At 66.3% G+C, this 16,047-nt stretch carries 17 protein-coding genes and 1 pseudogene; 10 read left to right on the forward strand and 8 right to left on the reverse strand.

Translation table 11 applies throughout. The features are described from left to right. Nucleotides 1–11: 11 nt before the first annotated feature. Genes ACQY8M_RS23830 through ACQY8M_RS23840 form a run of 3 tightly spaced genes read right to left on the reverse strand, consistent with a single transcriptional unit; the run spans nt 12 to nt 2,660 of the window. Nucleotides 12–1,418, reverse strand: coding sequence for an amidase (locus ACQY8M_RS23830; protein ID WP_428660605.1), 1,407 nt, complete (start codon nt 1,416–1,418; stop codon nt 12–14). Nucleotides 1,419–1,428: 10 nt separating this feature from the next. After that, nucleotides 1,429–1,791, reverse strand: coding sequence for a bleomycin resistance protein (locus tag ACQY8M_RS23835; protein WP_428660608.1), 363 nt, complete (start codon nt 1,789–1,791; stop codon nt 1,429–1,431). Next, on the reverse strand, nt 1,791–2,660 hold the full coding sequence (locus ACQY8M_RS23840; protein ID WP_428660611.1) for a LysR substrate-binding domain-containing protein: 870 nt from the start codon (nt 2,658–2,660) through the stop codon (nt 1,791–1,793). Before ACQY8M_RS23840 ends, ACQY8M_RS23835 begins: the two co-directional genes overlap by 1 nt. Before the next feature lie 92 nt (nt 2,661–2,752). Here ACQY8M_RS23840 and ACQY8M_RS23845 point away from each other — a divergent pair, with 92 nt between their 5' ends. Beyond that, entirely contained in the window at nt 2,753–3,829 is a 1,077-nt protein-coding gene (locus tag ACQY8M_RS23845) for an NAD(P)H-dependent flavin oxidoreductase (protein WP_428660613.1), read from the forward strand. Between the two features lie 34 nt (nt 3,830–3,863). Here ACQY8M_RS23845 and cutA read toward each other — a convergent pair whose 3' ends face one another. From cutA to ACQY8M_RS23860, 3 genes are all read right to left on the reverse strand, one after another. Further along, the gene (cutA, locus tag ACQY8M_RS23850; RefSeq protein WP_428660616.1) at nt 3,864–4,175 is read right to left on the reverse strand and encodes a divalent-cation tolerance protein CutA; all 312 of its coding nucleotides are present in this window, start codon (nt 4,173–4,175) and stop codon (nt 3,864–3,866) included. A gap of 10 nt (nt 4,176–4,185) precedes the next feature. Next, nucleotides 4,186–5,622 (reverse strand): glutamine synthetase family protein, encoded by a 1,437-nt coding sequence (locus ACQY8M_RS23855; RefSeq protein ID WP_428660618.1) that lies wholly within the window; start codon nt 5,620–5,622, stop codon nt 4,186–4,188. Nucleotides 5,623–5,748: 126 nt separating this feature from the next. Beyond that, on the reverse strand, nt 5,749–7,083 hold the full coding sequence (locus ACQY8M_RS23860; RefSeq protein WP_428660620.1) for a Rieske 2Fe-2S domain-containing protein: 1,335 nt from the start codon (nt 7,081–7,083) through the stop codon (nt 5,749–5,751). Nucleotides 7,084–7,249: 166 nt separating this feature from the next. On the opposite strand from ACQY8M_RS23860, the pseudogene ACQY8M_RS23865 reads away from it, so the two are divergent. Then, nucleotides 7,250–8,313, forward strand: a pseudogene (locus ACQY8M_RS23865) (AMP-binding protein); the annotation flags it as partial. Between the two features lie 174 nt (nt 8,314–8,487). Further along, nucleotides 8,488–8,814, forward strand: coding sequence for an AMP-binding enzyme (locus ACQY8M_RS23870; RefSeq protein ID WP_428675473.1), 327 nt, complete (start codon nt 8,488–8,490; stop codon nt 8,812–8,814). Between the two features lie 17 nt (nt 8,815–8,831). On the opposite strand, the gene ACQY8M_RS23875 is transcribed toward ACQY8M_RS23870, so the two are convergent. After that, nucleotides 8,832–9,242, reverse strand: coding sequence for a GFA family protein (locus ACQY8M_RS23875; RefSeq protein WP_428660623.1), 411 nt, complete (start codon nt 9,240–9,242; stop codon nt 8,832–8,834). 42 nt (nt 9,243–9,284) lie between these two features. Here ACQY8M_RS23875 and ACQY8M_RS23880 point away from each other — a divergent pair, with 42 nt between their 5' ends. Next, nucleotides 9,285–10,169: an alpha/beta fold hydrolase gene (locus ACQY8M_RS23880; RefSeq protein WP_428660625.1), complete on the forward strand. Its 885-nt coding sequence runs from the start codon at nt 9,285–9,287 to the stop codon at nt 10,167–10,169. A gap of 45 nt (nt 10,170–10,214) precedes the next feature. Here the strand turns inward: ACQY8M_RS23880 and ACQY8M_RS23885 are convergent, their stop codons facing one another. Continuing rightward, nucleotides 10,215–10,745: a hypothetical protein gene (locus ACQY8M_RS23885; protein ID WP_428660627.1), complete on the reverse strand. Its 531-nt coding sequence runs from the start codon at nt 10,743–10,745 to the stop codon at nt 10,215–10,217. A gap of 38 nt (nt 10,746–10,783) precedes the next feature. Between ACQY8M_RS23885 and ACQY8M_RS23890 the strand changes: the two genes are divergently transcribed. From ACQY8M_RS23890 to ACQY8M_RS23915, 6 genes are all read left to right on the forward strand, one after another. Continuing rightward, nucleotides 10,784–11,197: a uracil-DNA glycosylase family protein gene (locus ACQY8M_RS23890; protein ID WP_428660629.1), complete on the forward strand. Its 414-nt coding sequence runs from the start codon at nt 10,784–10,786 to the stop codon at nt 11,195–11,197. Then, nucleotides 11,194–12,213, forward strand: coding sequence for a zinc-binding dehydrogenase (locus tag ACQY8M_RS23895; protein ID WP_428660632.1), 1,020 nt, complete (start codon nt 11,194–11,196; stop codon nt 12,211–12,213). Before ACQY8M_RS23890 ends, ACQY8M_RS23895 begins: the two co-directional genes overlap by 4 nt. Nucleotides 12,214–12,229: 16 nt before the next feature. Continuing rightward, nucleotides 12,230–12,844, forward strand: a complete 615-nt coding sequence (locus ACQY8M_RS23900) for a glutathione S-transferase family protein (RefSeq protein WP_428660635.1) — start codon at nt 12,230–12,232, stop codon at nt 12,842–12,844. 88 nt (nt 12,845–12,932) lie between these two features. Beyond that, nucleotides 12,933–14,108 (forward strand): NEW3 domain-containing protein, encoded by a 1,176-nt coding sequence (locus tag ACQY8M_RS23905; RefSeq protein WP_428660638.1) that lies wholly within the window; start codon nt 12,933–12,935, stop codon nt 14,106–14,108. An 11-nt stretch (nt 14,109–14,119) separates the two neighbouring features. Beyond that, on the forward strand, nt 14,120–15,058 hold the full coding sequence (locus ACQY8M_RS23910) for an ABC transporter ATP-binding protein (protein ID WP_428660640.1): 939 nt from the start codon (nt 14,120–14,122) through the stop codon (nt 15,056–15,058). Next, nucleotides 15,048–16,028, forward strand: coding sequence for an ABC transporter permease (locus tag ACQY8M_RS23915; RefSeq protein ID WP_428660643.1), 981 nt, complete (start codon nt 15,048–15,050; stop codon nt 16,026–16,028). Before ACQY8M_RS23910 ends, ACQY8M_RS23915 begins: the two co-directional genes overlap by 11 nt. The last annotated feature ends 19 nt before the right edge of the window (nt 16,029–16,047 follow it).

Consider the following 16,047-nt stretch of genomic DNA (forward strand, 5'->3'; position numbering starts at 1 on the left):
GCTCTGCAATATCAGGCCGTCGCCGGGTCGACCGGCACGACGACGCCTTCTGCGGCCTCGATGACCTCGCCGGCATCGAGACAGAGGTCTTCGCGATTGCGCATTGCCATGACCTGCACGCCGGTGCGCAGCTTGCCGCTGCGGCCGACCGGCACTGCGAGGCCGGGCAGGCCGAGCAGCGGTGCGATCAGGGCCGGGCGCATCGAATCGAAGATCGCGGTCTGGCCCTCGACCGTCGTGTCGCTGACCTGCTTTGGCGGCAGGTCGGCCAGGGTCGGCAGGATCACCAGCGGCCATTGCTGCAGGAATGTCATCCAACGGAACAGCATGCCTTCGCGCTCGGTCAGTGCGCCCATGTAGGTCGCAAGATCGACCGGCTTGAAGACGTCGAGCCAGGCGCGCATCGCAGCGATGCCATCGGGATCGCCCATCTTCTGCATGTTGGGCCACAGGCCGGCATGCGACTCGGTGGCGATGATCGCATGCCACAGCTCGATGCCGCGTTCGAGGTCGGGCGGCAGGATTTCCTCGACGACATAACCCGCCGCCTGCAGGTGCTTGCCGGCCTGGCGTACCGCGGCGGCCTGCGCCGGATGCGTCTTGCAGCCGGGGAATTCCGGCACCAGCGCGACCTTGATCGGCCGGGCCGGCGGCGCGCCGCGCATCGGCACGTCGTTCCAGCGCCAGTCGCGCCGGTCGCCGCGCGCCATCACTTCCAGCGCGAGCCGCGCATCGCGCACGGTGCGGGTGTGCGGCCCCTGCACGGCCATCAGCACGGCACCGATCGGCCGGCCGGCGTTGGCCGCCGTCGCGTTGTACGAAGGGATGCGCGCGAAGCCGGTGCGCAGGCCGACCACGCCGTTGCAATAGGCGGGGATGCGGACGGAGCCGCCGATGTCGTTGCCGTGCGCGATGCAGCCGATGCCTGTGGCCGTTGCGGCGCCCGCGCCGCCGCTCGAGCCGCCCGGCGTCACCGTGGGATCGAGCGGGTTCAGCGTGCGCCCGTGCAAGGCGTTGTCGCTGAAGATGCGCATCGAGAAGGCCGGCGCGTTGGTGCGGCCGATGATGATCGCGCCGGCGTGCTTCAGGTTGGCCACGACCGGGCTGTCTTCCTTGGCGACGAAGTCCTTGAGCGGGATGACGCCGTTGTCGGTCGGTGATCCGGCCATGTCGACATTGATCTTGATGGTGACCGGCACGCCGTGCAGTGGCGGCAGGGCATGGCCGCGCGCGCGGGCGGCGTCCGCCGTCTCGGCAGCGGCGCGCGCTTCGGGTTCCATGATGCGTACCACGGCATTGATCGCCGGATTGACCTTGTGCAGGCGGCTGAAGACGGAGTCGACGGCCTCCGTCGCCGAGGCCCGGCCGGTGCGGATGAGTCGCGCCAGGTCGGTCGCGTCGTACTGCCAGAGTTCCATGTCACTGTCCTCAGTTCTTCGAGATTTCCGTCCCGAAGAAGAGCATGTTGCCGTCGAGATCGGCCACATCGAAATCGCGCAGGCCGTAGTCGTAGTTGGCAGGTGCCTTGAGCACCTTGGCGCCGCGCTGCACCAGGTCGGCATGCAGCGCATCGACGTCGTCGACGTCGATCGCGACGGCACCATGCCCGGGCTCGCGCGGCGTCCGGCTCGCGGAGATCAGGTGGAGCGTGACGTTGCCGCTGCAGACACCGGCATAGAAGGTTGGATTGCCATATTCGAAGGCAATGTCGAAGCCGAGTTGGTCACGGTAGTAGGCCAGGCTCGCCTTGATGTCCCGGACCGTGAAGACGGTCGTGCTGGCATGCATCATCACGCTTTCCTTTCGACGACATGCTTCTGGAAGGCGGCGAGGGCGCTCGAGCATGGCATGTCGTGGCGGCGCACGAAGACGGTCTGCACTCGCGCCTCCGCCGGTCGCAGCCCATGGACGGCGATGCGTCCGCCGCGCCAGGCCGGTCCGACCAGCGCGCGCGGCATCAGGGTGACGCCGAGGCCGGCGGCGACGGCGCCAAGAATCGCTTCCAGCGTACCGAACTCCAGCCGACGCAGGCCGACGATGCCGCGCCGCGCCAGGATCTCCTCCAGCCGCTGGCGGTAGGAGCAGCCCGCCCGCAGGATGACCAGCCGCAGGCCGGGCTGGCCGAGCACGTCGCCAAGCGTCCGGTTCGATGGCGCACTCAGCAGCGCAAGTTCTTCCTGGAAGATGCCGGACGCGGCAAGCTCCGGATGGAGGACGGGACCGCAGACGAACGCGCCTTCGAGCTCGCGTGCCAGAACGCGCTCGACCATTTCCGCCGTCGTGCCGGTGCGCAGCACGAGATCGACCTGCGGATGGGCCTTGGCATAGGAGGCGAGCAGTGGTGACAGGCGCAATGCGGCCGTAGTCTCCAGAGCCCCGACCGTGAGTGCGCCGCGCGGCGTGCCGTCGTCCCGGGCCGCGCGGCCGGCTTCCTCGAGCAGCGCGTCGACCCGCACGGCATAGGGCATCAACCGCTCTCCCGCGGCGGTCAGGCGAGCGCCCGAGCGGCTGCGCTCGAACAGCGCCACGCCGAGCGAGTCCTCGAGCCGGCGCACGCGCTGCGTGACGTTCGACTGGACGGTGTTGAGCGCGAGGGCGGCGCGACCCATGCCGCCGAGCCGGGCGACGGCGGCAAAGGTCGCGAGATCCTTGGTGTCCATCGCATCTATTTATCAGATGCCGATCATCACTATAAATCGCTATTTGCGATGACGTCGGCATCCTATGTTGGTGACCAACGAAGGAGAGTTCCATGAAGTGGCGCGACCGCCGTCTGCTCGATCTGTTGGGTATCGAGCATCCCATCTTCCAGGCGCCGATGGCCGGCGTGGTCTCGCCGCAAATGGCGATCGCGGCGTCGGAGGCCGGCGGCATGGGGTCCCTTCCGGCCGCCATGCTGACGCCGGAGACCCTGCGTGGCGAACTGCAGGTCGTGAAGCAGGGGACCGGTCGCCCGATCAACGTCAACTTCTTCGTCCACCCCGATCCTCAGCCGAGTGCGGCGCGCGAAGCGGGCTGGCGCAAGCGGCTGGAGAGCTACTATGCCGAGCTCGGTCTGGCGCCCGACGCCGGGAAGAACGCGCCGACCCGCGCGCCCTTTACGACGGCGATGTGCGATGTCGTTCTCGAGTTCGAGCCCAAGGTCGTGAGTTTCCATTTCGGCATGCCCGACGCGGCGCTGGTCAAGCGGGTGAAGGATGCCGGCCTGCTGGTCATGAGCTCGGCGACCTCCGCGGAGGAGGCGCGCTGGCTGGAGGGACATGGCTGCGACGTCGTCATCGCCCAGGGCAACGAGGCCGGCGGCCATCGCGGCATGTTCCTGAACGACGACATTTCGCGCCAGGCCGGCACGATGGCGCTGGTGCCGCAGGTGGTCGATGCGGTGAAGGTGCCGGTCATCGCGGCCGGCGGCATCGGCGATGGACGCGGCATCGTGGCGGCGCTGGCGCTGGGGGCGGCCGGCGTGCAGATCGGCACCGCTTTCATGCTCACGCCAGAAGCCAGGACCTCACCGATGCATCGCGCGGCCCTGAAGCAGGCCAATGACAACAGCACGACCCTGACCAACATCTTCACCGGGCGGCCGGCGCGCGGCATCGTCAATCGCTACATTCGCGAAGTCGGGCCGATGAGTGCCCATGCGCCGCAATTCCCGCTCGCCGCCGGCGCGAGCCAACCAATGCGCACGGCCGCCGAGGCGAAAGGTTCGCCCGACTTCACGCCGCTGTGGAGCGGTCAGGCGCCGACCTTCGCCCGCGAGATGCCGACGGCGGCGCTGGTCGCGAAGCTGGTCGAGGAGACGGAAGAGGTGACGAAGCGGTTGGGTTGACTTCATAGGAGCGCGCCAGTCCGGTGGCGCGCTCCTATGAGGCGCCGCTTTCGATCCACGCCGCGTAGGGCGCAAAGATGCGTTCGACGGCAACGGCGTAGATCGCCGGCAGCTCGTAGGAGTGCATGTCCCGGATTGCGCTTTCGACGGCCTCATAGCGCGCCTCGGTGGTCTTGAAGAGCACGCGGTATTCCTTGCCGTGCTCGATGGCGCCCTTCCAGGCGTAGACGCTGTCGATCTTCTCGACCTGGGCGCACGCCGCGAGCCCGGCCTCGACCAGCGCATGCGCCATGCGGCGGGCTTCCTTCTTGTCTCCCACGGTCGTGACGACAGCGATGGCGGTCATGCGGTACCCGTCAGAATGTCGAGAAATACTCGCGTTGCTCCCAGTCGCTCACTTCGGCGTTGAAGCGGTCGATCTCGGCCTGCTTGAGCTTCAAGTAATAGTCGACGAAGAAATCGCCGAAGCCCGTGCGAAAGACCTTGTCTTCGCGCAAGGCCGACAGCGCCTCTTCGAGCGACCGAGGCAGCGGCGTCGCCTTTGTCTCGTAGGGCGCGTCGGCCGACGGGCCGGGATCGGCCTGCCGCTTGATGCCGTTGAGACCGCTTACGACCTGGCTCGCCATGTAGAGGTACGGATTGGCGGCCGGCTCGCCTACGCGGTTCTCCAGGTGGCTCGTGGGGTCTCCCGGTGCGCCCAGCACGCGCACCATCACGCCGCGATTGTCGCGGCCCCAGATCGCCCTGTCGGGTGCGAGCGAGAAGGGGCGGTAGCGCTTGTAGCCGTTGAGAGTGGGCGTCGAGAAAGCCGCTGCGGCGCGGGCATGGTCGAGCAGGCCGGCCATCCACTGCCGGCCGACCGGCGACAGCGGTTCCTTGGGATCGGTGAAGGCGTTGGCCCCCGACCTGTCCTTGAGCGACTGATGCAGGTGCCAGCCGCTCGACATGACGTTGGCCAGCTTCGGTCGGCACATGAAGGTGAGGTGATAGCCGTTGCGCTGTGCCACCTGCTTGGCGGCGCTTCGGAACAGCACCATCGCGTCGGCCGGGTCCAGCCCGGTGCCGGCGCGGAAAGTGAACTCGACCTGGCTCGGCCCGAACTCGACCTCGAGCGAGCGCAGCGGCAATTCGAGGCCCATGATGTTGGTGCGCAGGATCTCGAGGATCGGGTCCATCTCGTCGTAGCGCGACTCGGTCAGGTACTGGTAGCCCTGGTTGAGCAGCGAGACCTCGGGTGGTGCGCCGGGTTGGCCGGGTTGGCCCGAATCGCCGAGAGCGAGGTTCGTCCTCTCCAGCTTGAAGAGATGGAACTCGACCTCGAGGCCGGCGAAGAACTGGTAGCCCGCGTCGTCGAGCGCCGAGAGTGCCTGGCGATAGATGTGACGCGTGCTGAGCGGCATCGGCCGGCCGTCGGCGAAGACGATGTCGCACAGCATCCAGCCGGTATGTGGCGCCCACGGCAGCACGCGGAACGTCGACGGATCGGGCAGCATCATCACGTCCGCTGCGCCCTCCCATTCGCTGGACCCGAACGCGCCGCCCGCGCCCCAGACCGGGAACACGGTCCGATGTGCGGTGTCCTTGAGCAGCATCGTGGTGGTGAAGCCGACGCCGCCGGTCATCGCCGCGCCGATCTCGCCGGCGGTCAGGGTCTTGCCGCGCAGGATGCCGTGCTGGTCGGCGAAGGAGAGGCGCACCACGGTGAGCTCGCCCGCCAGGATGCGGCGCTCGACTTCACGCGCCGCCGTCTTGCGGTCGTCATTCCACAGGCCGGCTTTTTCGGCGAGATGCATGTCAGGCGAGAGAGAAACGGTCGCTCACGTTCTTCCGGACCGCGAGCGTCTCGCTCGCTCATGCGCATGAGCGAGCGAGACGCTCGCGGTCCAGAAGACAATGAGGAGAATTGGCTGCAGCGACATTCAGGCGACCATCGGCGAGGGCGTCTCAGCCGCCCAGCTCGAGTCGCGCCGGCGGCGGGCGTCGAAGTCCTTCCAGTAGTCTTCCCAGCCGACGGTCGGGCCCATGCCGTCGACGGTCACCGGGCCGCGCACCTTCGTGGCACGCTCGGCGTCGAGCCACATCGGCGGCTTGCCGCCGTTGGCGACCTGGCCGATCGACGACAGCAGCAGCCGGCGATAGGCGACGATCGCCTTGTCGCTGTAGCCGAGATGCTCGCGGGTACGGTCCTGGATGCGGCCCTGGCCCTCGATCGCCCACTGGTCGTGGACGTTGATGTCGAAGCCCATGCCGGTATAGGTCTGCGTCTTCTGCTCGGCGACGTCGTAGCCGTAGTTGTTCTGGCGGCCGATGCGCGGCCGGTAGTCGGGCAGCTCGTAGAGCTGCAGCCGCTGCTCGCGCATCTGCGCATGATCGACCGGCTTACCGAACGAGGTGAAGATCGCGTACCAGTAGCAGGAGGTGTCGTCGATCGGCACGTGCCACTGGGTGATCGTCATCTCCGTGCTCATCGGGATCACGAAGGCATAAGGGAAGACGAGGTTGGTCACGCGCACATGCGTATGCTTCTCGCTGATCCGGCGCAGGGTGAACAGGCGCAGGCCATAGTCGGTGCCCTCGACGTCGATCGTCGGCCGCGTGAACTCGCGCATCATGCGCGTCATCGGGATGGTGGAATCGGAGGAGGCGGCGCGGAACTGCTTGCCGTAGGCGTCGCCCGACGGGTCCTCGTCCTCGTAGAAGCGGTGCAGGTAGGAGGCGTGCGCCGGATCGATGCCGACCTCGAGCGCCTGCAGCCAGTTGCAGTCGATCAGCCCCTTGAAGGCGAAGGCGTGTGTGCCCGGCGCGAGGAAGCAGTCGAACTCCGGGAAGGCCGGCGCCTCGCCCTCGCCGAGGTAAGCGAAGACGATGCCGTTCTTGACCACGACGGGATAGGAACGCTGGCGCACCCTCTGGCAGAGCACCGAGCCCTCGGGCTCGGCCGGCGTCTCGAGGCACTTGCCGTCGACGTCGAACAGCCAGCCGTGGAACAGGCAGCGCAGGCCGCCCTGCTCGAGGCGGCCGTAGGCGAGGTCGGCGCCGCGATGGGGGCAGTCGCGGTCGAGCAGCCCGTGCCGGCCGCGCTCGTCGCGGAACAGCACGAAATCCTGGCCCAGCACGCGCACCGCCTTGGCCGGCCGCTCGTCGGGCAGTTCTTCGGTCAGCGCCACCGGATGCCAGTAATGCCGCATCAGGGCACCGCACTTGGTGCCCGGTCCGATCCTGGTGATCAGCTCGTTCTGCTCGGGAGACATCATGGGAAAAGACTGACCCAAACAGCCGTGATGCGGAAGGGCAAACACGCCAATCGCTCATTCCCAGCCTTGTTGCCCCGGCTGAACGCCGCACCTTAGAGTAGGGCTCGTTGGTGCTTACATCGGTGATCGTGAGACAATGGCGAACCAGGGAATATTGTCATGGCCAATGACCCGTGCCGTGGCGTTGCGTCCGAACAGTGAGGCGATTGTCGATGGCGATACGCGCCTCACCTACGCGCAATGGAGCCGAAGGGTGCGGGGCCTTACGGGAGGTCTGCGCAACCTCGGCCTGCGCACAGGCGATGTAATCGCCTCGATCGGGCAGAACACCTTCCGTCACCTCGAATGTTGGGTGGCATTCCCGCAGCGGGATTGGTGCTCAACGATCTCAACTACAGGCTCGCGGTCCCCGAACTGGCCTTCATCATCAACGACTGTGGGGCACGTGCCCTGGTCGCGGACGGCGCCTACCTGGAGGTGGCTCGCCAGTTGAAGCCGCTGTGTCCTTCGGTCGAGTACCTGGTCTACGCGGGGACGGAGCCGACGCCGGACGGATGGACGGCCTGGGACGATCTGTGCGCGGCGGAGCCTCTCGAGGCAGATCACGCCGAGCTTCGCGGAATCACGCCCGACACCCTGGCTGCGATCTCTTACACGGGAGGGACGACGGGCCTGCCCAAGGGTGTGATGCAGAGCCATGGCAACCTGCTCGCCAACGCCAAGCACATGCTCATCGCCAATCCGCTGCTGCCAACCGATCGGTTCATCCACGCCGCCCCGATGTTCCACGCGGCCGACGCGGCGACGACGTTCGCGATGACGTTCATGGGGGGCGCCCATGTCTGCATTCGCGGCTACGAGCCCGAGTTGTTCGGCAAGATCGTCGAAGCCGAGCGCGTCACCGTGGCGCTGATCGTGCCGACGATGATCAACATGCTGCTCAATCACCCGGCCACACCCGGCCGCGACCTCTCGGCCTGGCGTCTGCTGATGTACGGCGCGTCACCGATGCCGGTAGAGCTGCTGCTGCGGGCCTGCAGCATGCTGCCGTGCGACTTCGTCCAGCTTTATGGAATGACGGAGGCGGCACCCCTGGTGACATCCACGCAGCGCACCGACAATCGCGACGGCGCCCGCGGGATCGAACCGGCCAGGAGCCGCCTTGCCAGTTGCGGCCAACCGGTCGTCGGAGTCGAGGTCGAGGTGCGCCGTCCAGACGGCGCGGTCTGCAGGCCCCGCGAGGTCGGCGAGGTGCATGTTCGCGGGCCTAACATCATGATGGGCTACTGGAAGCGCCCCGAGGAGACGGCCGCCGCGCTGATCGGGGACGGCTGGTACAAGAGCGGCGACGTGGCCTGGGCGGACGAGGACGGCTACCTCTTCGTCGTCGACCGCGCCAAGGACATGATCATTTCGGGCGGGGAGAACATCTACACGACCGAGGTCGAGAATGCCGTCTTCCAGCATCCGGCCGTCCTCGAAGTTGCCGTCTTCGGCATTCCCGACAAGGACTTCGGCGAGCGGGTTCACGCCGAGGTGGTCATCAAAGCGGGGACCTCTGTCGAAGCGGACGAGATCGTGGCCGTCTGCAGGAAGCATATCGGCGGCTATAAAGTTCCCCGATCGGTGGCGATCCGCAGCGAGCCACTCCCGAAGTCGGGTGCCGGCAAGATCCTGAAACGCAATCTTCGCGATCCTTACTGGGTTGGAAAGGAACGCGCGGTCAACTAGGGCTGCAGTCGCGCCGGCTACGAGCGGGTCACGTGTCCCTCGTACTGCGGCAGATCGTCGGTGATGGTGAACCACGGCGCCTTGGAACCGACGAAGATGTGGTGCGAGGGGCGAATCGTCGGGGCGTCGACCAGGGTGCCCATCGTGACATGGACATAGGCGCCGTCGCGGACCATGGAATAGAGCAGGGAACCGCACTTGCCGCAGTGAGCGTCGTGCGCCTTGTCGCCGCCGTAGATTAGGAGGCCGTCAACGCCTTGCGTGACCGCCAGCTTCTCTCGTTCGATCCCGGCGACCGGCTTGAAGGCCGAGCCGGTGGTGCGGCGGCAATTCGAGCAATGGCAGTTCATGGCATAAAGGAAGGCGTCGACGACTTCGTACTGGACGGCACCGCAGTAGCACTTTCCGGCAAGGGTGCGGTTGCTCACGGGGTTTCTCCTGTCATGGACGGCAGTCTATACACTGGCGCCATGAGTACACTCGACAGCATGCCGGGCCCCACGTCCCGGCACTTCATCTCCCAGCGTTTGCGCATGCACTATGTCGATTGGGGCAACCCGACCGCACCGCCGCTCCTGCTGGTCCACGGCGGGCGCGACCATTGCCGCAACTGGGACTGGGTTGCGCAAGCGCTGCGCCGCGACTGGCACATCATCTGCCCGGACCTGCGCGGGCACGGCGACAGCCAGTGGTCGCCCGACGGCAATTACTCGATGTCGGCCTACATCTACGACCTGGCCCAGCTCGTCCATCAGCAGAACCTCGCGCCGGTCACCATCGTGGCCCATTCGCTCGGCGGCAACATCTGCCTGCGCTACACTGGTATCCACCCCGACAAGGTGCGCCGGCTGGTGGCGATCGAGGGACTCGGACCGTCGCCCAAGATGATCGCCGAACGGGGCAACAAGCCGATGACCGACCGCATGACCGCCTGGATCGACGAGCAGCGCAAGCTCTCGGGCCGCCTGCCGCGTCGCTACCCGACCATCGAGGACGCCTTCGCGCGCATGCAGGAGGAGAACAAGCACCTCAGCGCCGAGCAGGCCCGCCATCTCACCGAACAGGGCGTCAACCAGAACGAAGACGGCACCTACAGCTGGAAGTTCGACAACTACGTGCGCGTGAATCCGCCGTACGACATGAGCTATGCCGAGATCGAGACGCTTTGGACGCAGATCACCTGCCCGACACTGCTCGTCTACGGCAAGGAAAGCTGGGCCTCCAATCCGGAGAAGGACGGGCGCCTCGAGCGGTTCAAGACGGCCAGGGTCGTCGAGTTCGACCGCGCCGGCCACTGGGTGCATCACGACCGGCTCGACGCCTTCGTCGACACGGTACGGAGTTTCATTGCCTAGGAACGCGAAGGCAACGACCGTACGGCCGGCGCCTCGCGCATTGGGTTAGGACGCCACGATTCTGACCGGCATCCTTGCGAGACGCTGGTAAAGTCGCGCATGGTGGCGCACGGGCCACCAGTCGTAGAGGAAGATCTGCAGCGGTCGCCACATCGCAACCCAGCCCAGGATCACGAGGCCTTCCTGAAGGATAAGCCGAAGGGCGGCTTGGTCTATCGCAGCGGCGAGCTGGCGCAGCAGCATACAAGCGAACAGGAAGGTCACGCCGATCACCAGAGCCCAGCGTCCTTCGCGCAATTGGGAGCGGATACGGCGCCGGCTCGCATTTGCGCGATAGGAGAAATAGTTGAACACAGCGCGGGGCAGGTCGCTCATTTCGGCCCTCTCGATCTGTTCGGACGGCAAATGCACGACTAGCTCCAGCTCGGCCTTGGGCGGGACCTCGTCGGCCCAGGAGACGATGTACTCCTCGGCATCGCGATCGAGGTCCTTCTCGTGGAACGGTGACGGATCGAGCGAGTTGAAGAGTTGCCGGACGTCGGACACTCGGACATCGATCACATGACGGTCGGCCATCCTCGTCCTCGTTGGCTCAACGGGCAAAACGGGCACCCTTGGCCAGCGCGCCGGGCAAGTCCATGATTCAAGTCAAATTGCCGGATAGGCCGGGAGCGCCAGGCGCCCGGATCACGCGTGCAGGCTTCTGTTATCCGGGCAAGGGGAAAAGCGGCGACCTGCCGCCGCGTCCGGAATGCGGGCCGCTGTGGCACGATCGTGTGCTGGCGACGCTGCACGACTGCCGGCTGACCCTGTTGGTCGGCAGCTATGCGCAGGCGCACCATCTGAAAACGAAGAACCTGACCGACGCCGTGCGAGACTTCCGCGCCCAGGGTCCCGGCTTTTTTCCATTGCCGCATCCGTCGTGGCGCGGTGCAATCTGGATGAAGCGTAATCCGTGGTTCGAGAGTGACGTCGTGCCGGCGTTGCGGGCAGCGGTTCGAAAGGCGTTGGGAGGAAACAGGACATGAAGGCAGCCATCTTCAGGGGCGGCGACATCGTCGTCGACACGCTACCCGAGCCGGTGCCGACGGCGGGGCAAGCGCTGGTCAAGGTGCTGGCGTGCGGCATCTGCGGCTCCGACCTGCACGCGGCCAAGCATTCGCACCGGATGGTCGAGGTCAGCCGGCGCATCCCCGGCCGCATCCCGATGGATCTCGATCGCGACGTGGTGATGGGCCACGAGTTCTGCTGCGAGCTGATCGACTACGGGCCGAAGACGGAAAAGAAGTTGAAGGCCGGAACGCGGGTATGTGCCATGCCGGTGATGCTGACAGCCGATGGGCCGAAGGGCATGGGCTATTCCAACTCATATGTCGGCGGCTATGCCGAGCAGATGCTGCTGGCGGCGCCGCTGATGCTGGAGGTGCCGAATGGCCTGGCGACCGAGCACGCGGCGCTGACCGAACCGCTGGCTGTCGGCGTGCACGCCGTCGAGAAGGGAATGCTGACCGGCGACGAGGCGCCCCTGGTCGTGGGCTGCGGGCCGGTCGGTCTTGCGGTGATCGCCGCACTGCGACTGAAGAACATCCGGCCGATCGTCGCGGCAGACTTCTCGCCCAAGCGGCGTGAGCTCGCCGTCAAGATGGGTGCGGATGTGGTGGTCGATCCGGCTGCGGAAGATCCTTACGCCAGGCTTGCCCCCGGCAAGCGGGCCGCCCTGTTCGAATGCGTCGGCGTTCCGGGCCTGATCCAGCAGACGATGGAGAAGGCGCCGCGCGACGCGAAGATCATCGTGGTCGGCGTTTGCATGGAGCTCGACACGATCGAGCCGATGTTCGGCATCGTGAAGGAGCTCAACCTGCAGTTCGTGCTGGGCTACACGCCCGAGGAGTTCGCCCGCTCGCTCAAGCTGCTGGCCGAGGGCCAGGTCGATGCGCCGTCGATGATCACGGCCAAGGTCGGCCTGGACGGGGTGAAAACTGCCTTCGCGGAGCTGGGAAATCCCGAGCGGCATACGAAAATTCTGGTAGAACCATGGCGCTGAAGCAGGGAGGATAACAATGAAGTTCTACAATTCGATCGGTCCGAACCCACGCATGGTCCGCATGTTCATGGCGGAGAAGGGGATCGAGATTCCCAAGGTCGAGGTTGATCTGCTAGCCGGCGAGAACCGGAAGGAACCGTACATCAAGGTGAACGCGGCGGGGCAGATGCCGGCGCTGGAACTCGACGACGGGACGGTCATCGCCGAGATCACGGCAATCTGCGAGTACCTCGACGAGATCAAGAAGGACACGCCGTCCCTGATCGGCAACACGCCGGCCGAGCGTGCCGCCACCCGCATGTGGACGCGGCGCATAGACCTCAACATCGTCGAGCCCGCGCTGAACGGCTTCCGCTCTTCCGAAGGGCTTAAGCTCTTCCAGAATCGCGTCCGCTGCATACCGGAGGCGGCCGACGGGCTGAAAGCCACTGCTCGCGAGCGCCTCGCCTGGCTCGATGGCCTGCTCGGCGACAAGCCGTTCATCGCCGGCAGCAAGCTCAGCATGGCCGACCTCATGCTGTTCCCGTTTCTCGACTTCATGAAGGACGTGAAGCAGCCGCTCGATCCGGCGAACAAAAACCTCACCGCCTGGTTCGAACGTATGAAGGCGCGACCAAGCGCCGCCGCCTAGGCTTCCTGCCTTTTTTTCGTCGCTTTCACGGCCGTATTTTCGCGCCCGTGAAAACGGGGATGTTCTCAATAAGACGCAGGGATCGAAAATGCGCCGTGTGATCGCTTTGCTTGCTTTGGTCGCCACGCCCATGCTTGGCACGGTGCAAGTCCTCGCCGCCGACCCACCGGCGGCATCCGCCGTGAAAGGTCTGTGGCTGCTCACCGACTATCCGTCGCAGACCGTGCGGCCGGGTGAAGTCGCGAATATCCGATTCAAGCTGCAGAACGCGGGGCTCGCGCCCGAAACACTGGTGTTGTCCGTCGACGGCGTGCCGGCGGGCTGGAAAGCCGACATTCTGGGCGGCGGCCAGCCGGTCGCCGCGGCGATGCCAGCCATCAACGAGAGCACCAGCCTGCAGCTTCGGGTCGACGTGCCCAAGGACGCCAAGCCGGGATCACAGACCATCATCGTGCACGCCAAAGGCGGAGCGCAGTCGATCGACCTGCCGCTTACCCTGACCATTGCCAGCGAGACGCCGGCCAAGCTCACCATCAAGACCAAGTTGCCCTCGCTGATGGGAACCCCGAAGTCGGCCTACGAGTACACGCTTTCGGTCAGCAACGACTCGGGCAAGGACCTGACGGTGGCGATGTCGGCCCAGGCGCCGGCCAATTTCCAGACCAGCTTCACCGAGGGCTACGGCACCAACGAGATCAGCTCGATCCCGATCGAGGCCGGCCAGTCCAAGGACATCAAGGTCAAGGTGACGCCGCCGCGCGATGTCAAGGCCGGCAACTACCCGGTGCTGGTCAAGGTCGCCGCCGAAGGCGCCACCGCCGATCAGCGCGTCACCCTGCAGATCAGCGGCCAGGGCCGCCTGGCGCTCACTGCCAAGGACGGCCGGCTGAGCGGCGAGGCGCAGGTCGGCAAAACCGCCGAATATACGTTGGTAGTCAGCAACGACGGCACCGCGCCGCTCGAGGAGGTCGAGCTGTCAGGCTCCGTGCCGACCAACTGGAAGGTCGAGTTCAATCCCAAGACCATCCCGAGCGTCGCGCCGAACGAGAAGAAGGAGGTGCAGGTCTCCGTCACGCCGTCCGACAAGACGATCGCCGGCGACTACGTGGCCTCGTTCCGGGCCAACGCGAAAGGCGAATCGTCGAACGCCGACTTCCGCATCACCGTCACGACCTCGACGCTATGGGGCATCGTCGGGATCGGCATCATCGCGGTGGCGCTGCTGGTGCTGCTGGGCGCGGTTGCCCGCTTCGGCCGCCGGTAAAGCCTGCGGCGATGAGCGAGAATGTCATTGAAGCCCGCGGCCTGCTGAAGCTCTATGGCGCCACCCGCGCAGTGGACGCCATCGACCTCAGCGTCCGGCGCGGCGAGATCTTCGGCCTGCTTGGGCCCAACGGCGCGGGCAAGACGACGACCATCCTGATGATGCTCGGGCTCACCGAGACGAGCGGCGGCTCGGTCAACGTGCTCGGCTTCGACCCGGTGCGCCAGCCGCTCGAGGTCAAGCGCCGCGTCGGCTACCTGCCCGACGCGGTCGGCTTCTACGATCACCTGACGGCGCGCGAGAACCTTCTCTATACGGCGCGCCTGCTCGCCATCCCGCGGCGTGAGACCAACGCCCGCATCATGGAGGCGATGGAGGCGGTGAAGCTTGCCGATGTCGTCGACAAGCGGGTCGCGACCTTCTCGCGCGGCATGCGCCAGCGGCTGGGCATCGCCGAGATCGTCATGAAGCGCGCCGAGGTGGCCATCCTCGACGAGCCGACCTCCGGCCTCGACCCGCACGCCACCTTCGAGCTGCTGGAGATGATTCGCGGCCTCAAGAAGGCCGGCGTCGCGGTGCTGATCTCCTCGCATCTGCTCGACCGGGTGCAGAGCGTTTGCGACAGAGTCGCGCTGTTCAACCACGGCAAGATCGCCCTGATGGGCACGGTCGTCGAGCTCGCCAACCAGGTGCTGGGGGCGGGTCATCCGATCCTGGTCGAGGCGAGCGGCATCGACGTCCCGGCCGCGCTTCGCGGGGTCGAGGGCGTGCAGCAGGTCGTCCCCGAAGGCGTGGGTGCCTGGAGGGTCGTGGCCGACCGCGAAATCCGCGCGACGGCCGCCCAACGGATCATCGCGGCGGGTGGCTCGCTGACCCGGCTCGCCGAGCTGCAGCCAAGCCTCGAGGAGGTCTACACACGCTATTTCGAGGAGGCCCGCCATGCCGCGTAATCAGGGCCCGCGTGAGGGCTCGCCTTTCACCGGCCTGGGTCCGGTGTTCCTCAAGGAATTGTCGGATCATCTCAGCAGCACCCGCATGATGGTGCTGACGCTGTTCGTGATCGTCTTCGGCGCGCTGCCGGTCGGGTTCACCCTGCAGGAGCTCCGCACCGTCACCGCATCGGACCAGTTCCTGTTCCTGCGCATCTTCACCGTCGAACCGGAGCGCATGCCGCTCTCCTTCGTGGTGGCGCTGAACTTCATGATCCCGCTGATGGCGATCGGCCTGGGCTTCGATTCGGTGAACAGCGAATTCAACCGCCGCACGTTGAGCCGCGTGCTGTCGCAGCCGCTCTATCGCGATGCTCTGCTGCTCGGGAAGTTCCTCGGCGGGCTGGCGACCCTGGCCGTCGCGCTGATGGCGCTGTTTCTGATCGTGTTCGGTGCCGGCATGCTGCTGCTCGGCCTGCCGCCGAGCGGCCCGGAGGTGGCACGCGGTGTCGCCTTCCTGCTGGTGGCGATCGCCTATGGCGGCGTCTGGCTCGCGGTTGCCATGCTGTTCTCGGTGATCTTCCGCTCGACCGCAACCTCTGCACTCTGTGCGCTGGGGCTTTGGCTGTTTTTCTTCATCCTCTGGCCGATGATCGCCTCGGCGATCACGACGGGATTCACGCCGGCGCAGTTCCGGACCGTCGACGAGGTGCTGACCCTGGAGCAGTTCTCCTCGGCGCTGGGGCGGCTGTCGCCGGGCACGCTGTTCGGCGAGGCGGTGCTGGGCCTGCTGAACCCGGAAACCAAGGCGTTCGGCTACTTCGCCAACCTGGTGATGGCGCAGACGCGGGGCATGATCCCGGGCACGCCGCTGCCACTCGACCAGAGCCTGCTCTTGATCTGGCCGCAAATCACCGGTCTCATCGCCGGGATGATCGTGCTGTTCGCCATCGCCTACATCGTCTTCCAGCGAGAGGAAGTGCGAGCCTGAAAGACTGGACGCTCACCGC

This window comes from Reyranella sp. (assembly GCF_965279465.1).
Classification (GTDB): Bacteria; Pseudomonadota; Alphaproteobacteria; order Reyranellales; family Reyranellaceae; genus Reyranella.

Coding starts and splice junctions, on each gene's coding strand:
- ACQY8M_RS23900 (WP_428660635.1), top strand. CDS start 12,230: ATGAAGTTCTACAATTCGATCGGTCCGAACCCACGCATGGTCCGCATG.
- ACQY8M_RS23840 (WP_428660611.1), bottom strand. CDS start 2,660: ATGGACACCAAGGATCTCGCGACCTTTGCCGCCGTCGCCCGGCTCGGC.
- cutA (WP_428660616.1), bottom strand. CDS start 4,175: ATGACCGCCATCGCTGTCGTCACGACCGTGGGAGACAAGAAGGAAGCC.
- ACQY8M_RS23860 (WP_428660620.1), bottom strand. CDS start 7,083: ATGATGTCTCCCGAGCAGAACGAGCTGATCACCAGGATCGGACCGGGC.
- ACQY8M_RS23905 (WP_428660638.1), top strand. CDS start 12,933: ATGCGCCGTGTGATCGCTTTGCTTGCTTTGGTCGCCACGCCCATGCTT.
- ACQY8M_RS23895 (WP_428660632.1), top strand. CDS start 11,194: ATGAAGGCAGCCATCTTCAGGGGCGGCGACATCGTCGTCGACACGCTA.
- ACQY8M_RS23835 (WP_428660608.1), bottom strand. CDS start 1,791: ATGATGCATGCCAGCACGACCGTCTTCACGGTCCGGGACATCAAGGCG.
- ACQY8M_RS23880 (WP_428660625.1), top strand. CDS start 9,285: ATGAGTACACTCGACAGCATGCCGGGCCCCACGTCCCGGCACTTCATC.
- ACQY8M_RS23915 (WP_428660643.1), top strand. CDS start 15,048: ATGCCGCGTAATCAGGGCCCGCGTGAGGGCTCGCCTTTCACCGGCCTG.
- ACQY8M_RS23885 (WP_428660627.1), bottom strand. CDS start 10,745: ATGGCCGACCGTCATGTGATCGATGTCCGAGTGTCCGACGTCCGGCAA.
- ACQY8M_RS23855 (WP_428660618.1), bottom strand. CDS start 5,622: ATGCATCTCGCCGAAAAAGCCGGCCTGTGGAATGACGACCGCAAGACG.
- ACQY8M_RS23845 (WP_428660613.1), top strand. CDS start 2,753: ATGAAGTGGCGCGACCGCCGTCTGCTCGATCTGTTGGGTATCGAGCAT.
- ACQY8M_RS23830 (WP_428660605.1), bottom strand. CDS start 1,418: ATGGAACTCTGGCAGTACGACGCGACCGACCTGGCGCGACTCATCCGC.
- ACQY8M_RS23910 (WP_428660640.1), top strand. CDS start 14,120: ATGAGCGAGAATGTCATTGAAGCCCGCGGCCTGCTGAAGCTCTATGGC.
- ACQY8M_RS23870 (WP_428675473.1), top strand. CDS start 8,488: ATGATCATTTCGGGCGGGGAGAACATCTACACGACCGAGGTCGAGAAT.